Annotated in this window: 10 protein-coding genes; all 10 read right to left on the reverse strand. The window is 41.2% G+C overall.

Annotation, left to right across the window (positions count from 1 at the left end; all coding sequences use genetic code 11):
- Window positions 1-198: 198 nt before the first annotated feature.
- The 10 genes from bioB to rbfA all read right to left on the reverse strand — a co-directional run bounded on the left by bioB (window position 199) and on the right by rbfA (window position 11,266).
- Window positions 199-1,194, reverse strand: a complete 996-nt coding sequence (gene bioB, locus N1I86_RS01820; protein ID WP_270582988.1) for a biotin synthase BioB — start codon at window positions 1,192-1,194, stop codon at window positions 199-201.
- Window positions 1,195-1,208: 14 nt separating this feature from the next.
- On the reverse strand, window positions 1,209-1,802 hold the full coding sequence (locus N1I86_RS01825; RefSeq protein WP_371836612.1) for a biotin transporter BioY: 594 nt from the start codon (window positions 1,800-1,802) through the stop codon (window positions 1,209-1,211).
- A 133-nt stretch (window positions 1,803-1,935) separates the two neighbouring features.
- A protein-coding gene (locus tag N1I86_RS01830; protein ID WP_076611651.1) for an IS630-like element ISBs2 family transposase occupies window positions 1,936-2,981 on the reverse strand; the annotation gives its coding sequence in 2 pieces (ribosomal slippage) (window positions 1,936-2,475 and window positions 2,478-2,981; 1,044 coding nt in all).
- A 458-nt stretch (window positions 2,982-3,439) separates the two neighbouring features.
- Window positions 3,440-4,678 (reverse strand): M16 family metallopeptidase, encoded by a 1,239-nt coding sequence (locus N1I86_RS01835; RefSeq protein WP_341094655.1) that lies wholly within the window; start codon window positions 4,676-4,678, stop codon window positions 3,440-3,442.
- A gap of 31 nt (window positions 4,679-4,709) precedes the next feature.
- Window positions 4,710-5,690 carry a polysaccharide deacetylase family protein gene (locus tag N1I86_RS01840; RefSeq protein WP_003354634.1) on the reverse strand — a complete coding sequence of 327 codons (981 nt, stop codon included), beginning with the start codon at window positions 5,688-5,690 and terminating at the stop codon, window positions 4,710-4,712.
- 159 nt (window positions 5,691-5,849) lie between these two features.
- The gene (gene pnp, locus N1I86_RS01845; RefSeq protein ID WP_003354633.1) at window positions 5,850-7,967 is read right to left on the reverse strand and encodes a polyribonucleotide nucleotidyltransferase; all 2,118 of its coding nucleotides are present in this window, start codon (window positions 7,965-7,967) and stop codon (window positions 5,850-5,852) included.
- A 324-nt stretch (window positions 7,968-8,291) separates the two neighbouring features.
- On the reverse strand, window positions 8,292-8,561 hold the full coding sequence (rpsO, locus tag N1I86_RS01850) for a 30S ribosomal protein S15 (protein WP_003354630.1): 270 nt from the start codon (window positions 8,559-8,561) through the stop codon (window positions 8,292-8,294).
- Window positions 8,562-8,686: 125 nt separating this feature from the next.
- Window positions 8,687-9,637 carry a bifunctional riboflavin kinase/FAD synthetase gene (gene ribF / locus N1I86_RS01855; RefSeq protein ID WP_341094658.1) on the reverse strand — a complete coding sequence of 317 codons (951 nt, stop codon included), beginning with the start codon at window positions 9,635-9,637 and terminating at the stop codon, window positions 8,687-8,689.
- Window positions 9,638-9,747: 110 nt separating this feature from the next.
- Complete coding sequence (gene truB, locus N1I86_RS01860) at window positions 9,748-10,656, reverse strand: tRNA pseudouridine(55) synthase TruB (protein ID WP_003354628.1); 909 nt, start codon at window positions 10,654-10,656, stop codon at window positions 9,748-9,750.
- A 250-nt stretch (window positions 10,657-10,906) separates the two neighbouring features.
- On the reverse strand, window positions 10,907-11,266 hold the full coding sequence (rbfA, locus tag N1I86_RS01865; protein ID WP_003354627.1) for a 30S ribosome-binding factor RbfA: 360 nt from the start codon (window positions 11,264-11,266) through the stop codon (window positions 10,907-10,909).
- Window positions 11,267-11,281: the final 15 nt, after the last annotated feature.

Consider the following 11,281-nt stretch of genomic DNA (forward strand, 5'->3'; position numbering starts at 1 on the left):
AAGCTTTTTATCACGATAGGATGTCCACAACCGTACCCGTTCATGATTGTACGGTCTCATCCTTTTATTGTCACTGTCCTAACCATCCTGCGCAAGACAAACCATCCTCCATGAACGAAACACAAAAAATCGCCGCTTCATGGAAGCGACGTCCTGTACGACGGCTGAATCAGCCTTTCTTTGTGATTGCATTTTTATTTAAATCACTTGTTCTTTTTCTTGCACGAATTCGATTTCAAAACCTAAATCGGCAATCATTTGATGGTCTGCGGTTGTTTCCTGGCCTTCCGTTGTCAAATAGTCTCCGATAAAAATCGAATTGGCCGGATAGAGTCCAAATGGCTGCAAACTGCGCAAGTTCACTTCTCTTCCGCCGGCGATGCGAATTTCCTTTGACGGATTGATATAACGGAATAAACATAGAACTTTTAAACAATAGAGCGGGTTCAACTCCCTTACTCCTTCGAGCGGCGTTCCCTCTATCGGATTTAAAAAGTTCACCGGTATCGAGTCTGCATCTAAAATATGCAAACTGCGGGCCATATGGATGACATCTTCTTTCGTTTCCTTCATTCCGACTATGACACCCGAACAAGGGGAAATTCCGCTTTCTTTCACCGTTTCAATGGTTTCTACGCGATCCTCGTACGTATGCGTTGTCGTGATGTTTTCATAGTGGCGCTCCGATGTATTGATATTATGGTTGTAACGGTCTACCCCCGCTTCTTTCAACCGCTTGGCTTGTTCCGGCTTCAATATCCCCAAGCAAGCACATATTTTCATTTGATATCGCTCTTTAATTTCTTCCACGGCGGCAGCAATGTGTTCCACTTCTTTATTGCTAGGTCCTCTTCCGCTCGCCACGATGCAGAATGTTCCGGCATTTAATTGCCGCGCCCTTTCTGCTCCTTTTAAAATCGTTTCTTTATCCATCATCCGATATTTTTCAATCGGTGCTGTGGATATGACGGATTGAGAGCAGTAGCTGCAGTTTTCTGGACAGAGTCCTGATTTTGTATTTAAAATCATATTTAATTTTACCTTGTTGCCGTAATAGTGGTGCCGTATCCGATAGGCTCCCTGAAGCAGTTCAAGCAATTCTGCATCGGGGCAATTCAAAATATTCATCGCTTCCAAATCGCTTATTTCATAACCATTTAAAACGCTTTCAGCTAGTTCGATCCATCTAGACATTTTTTCCCTTCTTTCTATACATTTTGATTACGCAATTTGCTTTTGGAAAGTACAGTACGTTCTAACCGATAAGCAAGAAATCCGGCAAAAACAGATAAAAGGATATCTTTCGGAAGCGGGACTAACATCGTCAGCCAAGCGGCTTTATAAGAAAAAGCCGGCGGGGCATCTGCCCATAATTTCATCGCCATATACATCCAGTTTGTTCCGAAAAGATAATTGGCTGCCATACCGGCTAATGAGGCTATTACGTAGGCAGTCTGCGTTTTCTTTTTTTCGATTATCCATCCTGTTATGTACGCAGCCAAAATAAAAGACAATATAAACCCAAATGTCGGGCTAAAAATCGTTTCGAAACCTCCTTTAAATTGGGCAAAAACCGGTACACCGATTATTCCGATAAGGGCATAAACAGTCATGGAGATAGCCCCTAGTCGTTTGCCGAGAACCGCACCAGCCAGAACGGCAAAGACCGTCTGCAACGTAATGGGCACCCCATTAATGACCATAAAAGGTGCAAAAGAAGTAATATTTGCCCCGATCATCATCAATGCAGCAAACAACGCCATCATCGTCAAATCAATCGCCTTTATATTTCTTGGTTTCAACACCCTCTCCCCTTTCTGTCTCTACCAAATAGCATAATCTTTCCATTTTTGATTGTCAACCTATCAAATAAATAGTTGACATAAAAAACAGGATATTTCTTTGAATTTAACCTATATAAGTTGAATTAAAGATTTACAACTGAACACACAAACGATCGATCGTTTGTTCTGGTTTCTGGTTGATTCGCTGAATAAAGGCTTGGACATTCTTTCTAATTTCTTGCACACTCGAATAGAACACGTTGTAAATCACGTCTGATTTCAGCCATTTCCATAGCCCTTCAATCAAGTTCAATTGCGGACTGTATGGTGGCAAAAAGACGAGCTCTAACCGATCTTCGTGTTCTTTTAAAAATGGCTGAATGAGTTTGGCATGGTGAATTCGAGCGTTATCTAAAATCATCACTATTTTGCCTGTGGGATAGCGTTCTAACACAAGTTGAAGAAATCGAAGAAATGTTTCCGCGTCATAGCATTCTTCTTCGATGCAAAACACTTCCCCTGTTTCGTAGTTCAACGTGCCAATCAGCTTCAGCCCTTGATGTTTTCCAAACGTCGGAATGATTCGTTGTTTTCCTTTGACAAACCATGTTTTTTGAATCGCTTGGTAATCACGAATCATCGACTCATCTTGAAAGAGGACATGGGCGATGTTCCCATCTACCAGTTTTTTTTTACTTCAGGGAAGGTGATTTCGACGAATTCTTTTTGTTTCTCTTCATCGGCATTGGCTAGTGTATAGGTCGGTTTCGTATAGCTTAGCCCTAACCGATGCAGAATGTCACTTGTTCCGCGAAGCGTGTATGTTGGCCCCCACTTTTGTTGAATGAGTTCAGCGATTATCGCAAGCGTCCAATTATATTTTGCTTCGAATCCCACATCTACGGGGAGCTGATGTTCAATGATCAAAGCCAGCTCTTTTTCCTGCTCAGGGGTCAATCGACGTGGGGCGCCAGGTGAGTATTTCATCTCCAGTCCATCAAGACCGCGCTGGGCGTAGGCATGAATATAGTTATAAATAGTTTTCTTGGATCGACCAATAATCGTTGCGATTTCTCCTTTGGTATATCCCTGCAAATGAAGATAAATCGCTTGGTAGCGTTCATATGCTCGTTTACTTTTTGCTTCTTTCATGGCAGTGGACAACTTTTCGATCTCGTCTTTGTGATTTGGCATCATATTTTCTCTCCGTTCCCCTATTTTCTCTTTGTATTTATTCGCCGTGGAACGGGAGAAAACCTTTATTTCAATTTATATATTTATATATTTGTTCCTTTCAAAAAAATTTTAGCTTGCAATCCATATGTTTTATTGATCTAATTTGGATGAACATGGGCAGCCTTTTTTCGTCTAAAACTCACTCATACTTTGCACAAGATCAAAAGGTGAACCACTCATTTCTAGCCAAACAAAAACCCCTTATAGCAGATTTTATCTACTATAAGGGGATCAGATTCCTTTTTTATGCATCAAAAAATCCATTCAATGTGAAAATCCAAAAATCTTTTTTAAAAATTAAAGATCCAGTGCATCAACTTTTTCATTAAAATAAACGTAGAGAACTGGTTCTGTGTGGCTACAGCTCTTCTTTTTAATCAGCGTCTTCCACCCGCGGTCAACCGCTGGAATGGAGATGATTATATAAGGGATGACGGCAATTTCCCATCAGGGCTGATCAACGAAAGGGCATATGGTTTCGAAAAAAGTTCTTGCGCCATTTCATTGACGGACTGAATATTCACTTGATCGATTAATTGAATCATTTCATCCAAAGTGCGATGTCTTTTCAGCAATAATTCGTTTTTGCCGTTTCGGCTCATACGACTGTTTGTGCTTTCCAGCCCTAGCATTAAATTGCCCTTTAGTTGTTCTTTACTGTTATGTAGCTCTTTCTCCGTGATACCCTGTTGCTTTAAGTGTTCCAGCGTTTGAAAAATCGTTTCAGAAAGTTGATCCAGCTGATCGGCCCCTGTACCGCCGTAGATGGCGATCATCCCGTTGTCACGGTAGGATGAATGATACGAAAAGACGGAATAAGCAAGCCCTCTTTGCTCTCTGACTTCTTGGAACAGTCTTGAAGACATGCTGCCGCCCAGCACATTGTTTAAAATGATGAGATTATAACTATCTTCATGTCCAACTTCCAATCCTTTGAAACCGATACATAAATGGGCTTGTTCGGTGTCTTTTGTTTTTGAAATCCGGTCAGCATGGAATGTGGGTTGAATGGATCCCCGATCACGTTTTCCACCTTCATAAGAGCCAAATCGTTTTTCCACTTCTTTTATAAACGTTTCATCGACGTTTCCTGCGATAGAGATCACAACACGATCCGGAGTATACATTTGATGCATATATTCTTTTAATTTATGGCTAGTAAAGCTCTCCAAAGTCTCTTCCGTTCCAAGGATAGGATATCCTAAAGGATGCCGTCCGTATGCTGCTTTGCTTAACAAGTCGTGTACAAGATCGTCAGGAGTGTCTTCATACATTTTAATTTCTTCTAAAACGACATTTTTTTCTTTTTTTAATTCCTCTTCCTCAAATGTGGAATGGAAAAACATATCGGCTAACAGTTCTAATGCATATGAGGCATGATTATCAAGAACTTTTGCATAATAGCACGTGTATTCTTTCGATGTGAACGCATTGACTTGTCCGCCTATGCTATCAAAACTCTCAGCAATTTCCTTTGCATTCTTGGATTCTGTCCCTTTAAAAAACATATGCTCTAAAAAGTGGGAAATGCCATTGTTTTCAGGGGATTCATCCCTCGAACCGGTTCCTACCCATATTCCGATGGCAACGGAGCGGACCGTAGGAATAGTTTCTAATACGATTCTTACTCCATTCTGACAAGTATAAGTTTTGATCAAATTGCATCCTCCTATCTTGCTGCTTCCATTATTAGTCATTTTTCTCATCTTCTATTGGAAAAATGCGTTCTTCGTTTAATAACTGCGACACCGTGTTGATCTTCAAATTCTTTTTTTGAATTTTTGTGATTAATCGTTCCAAAGAAGCTGCGGTGCTTTTTGTCGGATGCATGAGAACAATCGACCCCGGTCCGACATTGGAAATGACCCTATTAACCAATTCATCTGGGGCAGGATTTCTCCAATCAATGGTATCAACCGTCCACATGATTGTTTCCATCCCTAGACTGTCCGCAATTTTGACAACTTCATCGCGATAGCTTCCGCTTGGAGGCGCAAAGAGCGAAACGTTTTTTCCTGTCGTCGCCTCTATCACTTGATTCGTTTTGATCATCTCTTCCCTGATTCGGTCGGACGAGAGGGTTTTCATGTCAGGATGTGTGAAGGAATGATTTCCCACTTCATGTCCACCGTCCACAATCATTTTGGCTAAATCCGGATTTTTCTTTACCCATCGCCCCTCCAGAAAAAAAGTGGCATGAATATGATGCTTTTTTAAGACAGAAAGGATTTTGGGCAAATACTCATTTCCCCACGCCACGTTCACCGCAAAACTAACCATCGGCTTATCGGGATGACCGCGGTATATGGGAGCGGGAGGAAGATTATGTAAATGAACTTGGGGTTTCGTTTGATGAAAAACAAGTTTATCCTCATTAAACTTTCCGTCTTTTTTCATTCTTTCGTAAGAACGTTTCACATCCACTTTTATCCCATTATAACCGGGGATTTTCTTCCAAACCCGATCAATCACGGCATCTTGAGCTTTTCGGGAATATTTATGATCAGCTTCTTTAATTTGGTTATACAAAGATGGCTCAACTTTGGCATCTGCAGAAAGCGATTCTGTTTTCAAAGAAGATAAATATTGGGTCGTCATCGGGTTATCCACAATGAAAAAGGATAGCATACACAAAAACAGAATACCAAAGATTCGTCTTAACTTAGCCACGGTTTTCCCTCCCCCTACACTACCATATGAAAAAAGGGGGACAGTTAGAACAGCGTTTCTTGAAAGCGTTCATGCAACAAAAAAGCCAGGGAACCCCTGACCTCTTTACTCATTATTTATAACATAGGATGAAAATCCGTTTCAATGGCTGGATGAAAATTATGCTTGTTCATTTTTATTCTTTTGATCTCTTAACACCGCTTTTCGCGATAAATTGATCCGACCATGTTCATCAATATTGATGACTTTCACTAATATTTGGTCTCCTATCGACACGACATCTTCTACTTTTCGAATTCTTTCTTCCGCCAATTCAGAAATGTGGACTAAGCCGTCTTTTCCGTTGAAAATTTCCACGAAAGCACCGAATTTTTCAATCCGTTTAACAGTCCCAAGATAGATTTGCCCTGGTTCAACTTCTCGAACGATATCTTCAATGATCTTTTTGGCTTTATTATTCATTTCTTCATCTACTGAAGAAATAAAGATCGTTCCATCTTGTTCAATATCGATTTTAACTCCTGTTTCTTCGATGATTTTATTGATTTGTTTTCCGCTTGGTCCGATGACATCGCGGATTTTATCCGGATTAATGGTCATCGACAAAATTTTAGGAGCATACATCGATAAATGGGTGCGTGGTTTTGAAATGGTGCTCATCATATGTTCAAGGATTTTCAATCTTCCCCGTCTAGCTTGTTGGAGTGCTTCTTCCAAGATTTCACGATTTAGTCCTTTTATTTTAATATCCATTTGCAGAGCGGTAACGCCTTTTTCTGTACCGGCAACTTTAAAGTCCATATCGCCAAGATGATCTTCCATTCCTTGAATGTCTGTTAAGACCGTATAATGTTCTCCGGATTTCACTAATCCCATTGCAATTCCCGCAACCGGCGCTTTAATGGGCACACCGGCGTCCATCATCGCCAGCGTACTAGCACAAATACTAGCCTGAGATGTCGATCCGTTTGATTCCAAAACTTCAGAAACAAGACGAATGGTATAAGGGAATTCTTTCTCATTCGGAACAACAGGTTCCAGAGCTCTTTCTCCCAATGCACCATGCCCAATTTCCCGGCGTCCCGGTCCTCTCATTGGTCCAGTTTCCCCTACACTAAAAGGAGGGAAATTATAATGATGCATAAAACGTTTTGATTCTTCAATTCCGAGACCGTCCAAGATTTGAACATCACCAAGCGCTCCTAATGTACATACGCTTAAAGCCTGTGTTTGTCCACGAGTAAACAATGCGGAACCATGTGTACGCGGCAATAAGCCAACAGCAGAAGAAAGCGGACGAATTTCATCGATTTTTCGTCCGTCCGGGCGAATTTTTTCGACTGTAATCAAACGACGGACTTCCTCTTTCACGATTTTATCCAGTATTTCTTTTACTTGTTTAATCGTTTCTTCCTCAATATCTTCTTTCTCTTCAAATTCCGCAACTACTCGGTCTTTTATCTCTTGGATGGCGTCATCCCTGGCATGCTTTTCTTTTACTTGAATGGCAGCCAACATTTCTTGTTCGCACATGGAACGAACTTGTTTTTCCAATTCAGGATCAATTTCATACAGCTGAACTTCCATTTTTTCTTTGCCAACTAATTTGACGATTTCTTCTTGGAAAGCGATCAACCGTTTGATTTCTTCATGACCGAACATTATCGCTTCTAACATGGTTTCTTCTGGTACTTCATTCGCTCCGGCTTCCACCATATTAATGGCATCTTTTGTACCGGCAACGGTTAAATGAATATCGCTTTTTTCCATTTGTTCCACTGTCGGGTTAATGACAAATTCACCGTCAACGCGCCCGACAATGACCCCGGCAATCGGTCCTTCAAAAGGAATATCCGAAATGCTGAGCGCAAGTGATGAACCAAGCATCGCTGCCATTTCCGATGAACAGTTTTGGTCAACGCTCATCACCATACTTACGACTTGAACTTCATTTCGAAATCCTTCCGCAAATAACGGACGAATCGGGCGGTCTATTAAACGACTTGCAAGAATGGCTTTTTCGCTGGGCCGGCCTTCCCTTTTAATAAATCCGCCTGGGATTTTACCAACCGCATACAATCTTTCTTCATAATTGACGGTAAGCGGAAAAAAGTCCACTGACTTCGGTTCTTTTGAAGCGGTTGCCGTACTTAAAACTACCGTATCACCATAATACACGAGCGCAGCGCCGTTCGCTTGTTTGGCAACCTGTCCAATTTCCACCGTCAGTTTGCGTCCAGCCCAATCTATAGAAAATGTTTGTTTCTCTTGCTCCATAAATGAACTCCTCTCTATTCAATCACATAGTTCCTAATGACGCACTCTTGCCTTCAAGAATATCATTGCTTTCAGGAAAAGTATAGACAAAAAATAATCTCCATACTTTTCCATCGAGCCATGAAACACGAAACGGACAAACTAAGGGTGTCGTAAATGGAAGACCCATTAGAACAAAACTCTGTATTATGTATTTTTACCGAATTTAACATCTGTCATCCTGGAACATACAGGCTCAGCGCGGTCGACTTGCTTATATCACGCACTAAAAGCCACTTATTTTTCTGCTAACAAAAAAGCGGGAAAAATCCCGCTTTTTGCTGATTATCGGCGCAAACCAAGTTTTTGAATCAATTCACGGTAACGTTGCACGTCTTTTTTGCGTAGGTACGTCAATAAGTTGCGGCGTTTCCCTACCATTTTCATAAGACCGCGACGTGAATGGTGGTCTTTTTTATGAACACGTAAATGATCATTCAATACATTGATTTGTTCAGTCAGGACAGCGATTTGAACTTCTGGAGAACCAGTGTCATTCTCGTGTGTTTTGAATTGATTGATGATCTCGTTTTTGCGTTCTTGTGATAAAGCCATCCTTTTCACCTCCATTTTCTTTTCGATCCCCAATTACTGAGCAAGCGCCGGAGCAACGTCATGCCAAGTAATGGTTCTTTTTCATACGATAATTAGAATACTATGTTTTCAAACAAAAAGCAAGTCTATTCGGCTTCATTTTGAAAATATTTGATGGCCGATTGTTTATCTTTTTCAATCTGAGCGACCAATTCTTGAACACCGTTGAATTTGCGTTCTTGGCGAATGTGCTTGTACCATTCTACTGTCACTTCTTCGCCATAGATGGAGTGGTCAAATTCAAATAAATGAACCTCAATCGACATAAAACGTTCATCCGGGTGTTTAAAAGTAGGTCTATACCCAATATTGCATACACCATTCACCCATTTGTCTTTCACTTTCATTCTCACCGCATATACTCCCGTTTTCGGCAGATAATAGTCGTCATCACATTCCACATTAGCTGTCGGGAATCCAATTTTTCTTCCCCGTTGGTCACCGTGGACCACCGTCCCGGTAATTCGATAAGGCCGCCCTAAAAGACGATTGGCTTCTTCGATTTGCCCTTCCGTTAGTAAGCAACGAATTTTGGTGGAGCTGACTTTTTCTCCGTCGTAAGCAAGCTTATCCACTTTCGTGATCGTAAATAAACCACGAGAATGCTCTGGAAGCGTGTCCATCGTTCCATTTCCGCACCGGCCGTATGTAAAATCATAGCCTGCCACAACATGTTGGACATTTAAACCAATAATATATTGATCTATAAATTGCTGCGGCTCCAAGCGGGCAAAATCAGAAGTAAATCGAATGACAAACAAGTGATCGATACCTAGCTGTTCTATCATTCGAATCTTTTCATCAAGGGGAGTGATATACCGAATCTTTTCATGTTTTTTCCCCAACACGACGGAAGGATGGGGATCAAACGTCATCACTGCGCTTTTCCAGTTTCGCTCGTTCGCAATGTTTTTTGCTGTCTCAATGACTCGCTGGTGCCCCGCATGCACCCCGTCAAAAAATCCTAATGCCATTGCCATCGGGGGCAGTTTCTCTTTTTGTATGGAGTGCGGGTGATTCAACATCGTTACTTTCATTATCCTCACCTATCCCTCTTTCTTCCGCTTTTCTCTTCGCGGAATTGAACAGACGCGAAACAGTCTGTCCAGCTCTTGCCGACAATAGAGTCTGACATCTGTCCGTTATCTCATTCAGTCAAAACTTTCACTGGTTTTATGTATAGCTGTTTCGTAGGATGTGTTTGATAGATGGCCATCAGACGATTTTTGTAAAAAACCGCCACTTTTCTGTCATTTTCCGGCCAATCAATAGGTTTTTCCAATATTGCTCCGTTTTTTACTTTCTCCGCTACTTTATCACTAATATTCCATTTCGGCAAATGGGACACACCTTGTTCCAATGGAAAAAGGATTGTTTCCAGCTGATTTTTTTCAGCCAGCTTGGATAAATCTGAAAGCGTGACACAATCTGTTTTGGAAAAACCACCCGACGCTGTTCTCGTTAATTTGGACATATGGGCAGGATATCCAAGCTCTTGACCAATCATGACAGCAAGAGTACGAATGTATGTTCCTTTGCTGCAAACGACTCTAAATGGAATGGAGACAAATTCCCCAGAGAACCATTCACGGTCATCCAATAACTCCAGTTCATAAATGGTGACCGTTCTTTTAGGTCTTTCCACTTCCAACCCTTGTCTTGCATATTCGTATAGTCGCTTTCCATTCACTTTCACTGCCGAAAACATGGGCGGCGTTTGTTCAATGGTACCCGTCAACCGCTCGAACACATCCAAAATTTCTTTTCGAGAAAAGGTTTTATCTACTTTTTTCACTTCTACGGTTTCTCCGTCAGCGTCCTCCGTTGTCGTGGAAAGTCCGATCGTTACTTCTCCTTCATATGTCTTCCCTGCATTCGTCATGTATTCGGCGATTTTAGTCGCTTTGCCTATACAGATAGGTAAAACACCGGACACATTCGGATCCAGCGTACCTGTATGGCCGACTCGTTTTGTTTTAAACAATTTTCGGATTTGAAAAACGCAGTCATGCGATGTCATTCCTCGTTCTTTCCAAAGTGCTACAATACCGTCCATCGATTCACATCCTTTTTTTCTGTCACTAGACGGTTTCATTATCATTATGAAAATGATTTTTTACGAAAAGCTCTATATAGAAAAAGGGCTGATTACAGACCAATACAATAGAAATATCGATTTCCTTCGTTTGAATGGTTCAAAACTTTTTACACATCGTTTGAATGGTCATTACATAACATGAACCTTTTTTAAGATCGTACAGAACCCTTAAAGAAAAAGGATAGACTTGTGGGTCTATCCCCTTCCTTTAATTCTCCTGATTGGATTCATTGCTGCTGATTTCTTTCAGCAGCGTTTCAATGCGATTGCCATAATCAATGGATTCATCAAATTCAAAAAGAAGATCGGGCGTTTTCCGCAGGCGAATTCGTTGGCCGATTTCAGAACGAATGAATCCTTTCGCTTTGGCAAGAGCTTTTAATGTATCCTTTTTTTGTTTTTCATCGCCTAACACGGAAATAAATACTTTCGCCTGCTGCAAGTCGCCTGTCAATTGCACATCCGTCACAGTGACAAAACCAATACGCGGATCTTTAATTTTTCTGCCGATGATATCCGACAGCTCTTTTTTCATTTGTTCTCCGACTCGGTTTGCACGAAGGTTCACATTTATCACCTCTAT

It is taken from the genome of Bacillus sp. FSL W8-0116 (assembly GCF_038003825.1).
In the GTDB taxonomy this organism is placed as follows: Bacteria; Bacillota; Bacilli; order Bacillales; family DSM-4216; genus Bacillus_O; species Bacillus_O smithii.

Coding starts and splice junctions, on each gene's coding strand:
- rpsO (WP_003354630.1), bottom strand. CDS start 8,561: ATGGCTTTATCACAAGAACGCAAAAACGAGATCATCAATCAATTCAAA.
- ribF (WP_341094658.1), bottom strand. CDS start 9,637: ATGAAAGTAACGATGTTGAATCACCCGCACTCCATACAAAAAGAGAAA.
- pnp (WP_003354633.1), bottom strand. CDS start 7,967: ATGGAGCAAGAGAAACAAACATTTTCTATAGATTGGGCTGGACGCAAA.
- truB (WP_003354628.1), bottom strand. CDS start 10,656: ATGGACGGTATTGTAGCACTTTGGAAAGAACGAGGAATGACATCGCAT.
- bioB (WP_270582988.1), bottom strand. CDS start 1,194: ATGTCTAGATGGATCGAACTAGCTGAAAGCGTTTTAAATGGTTATGAA.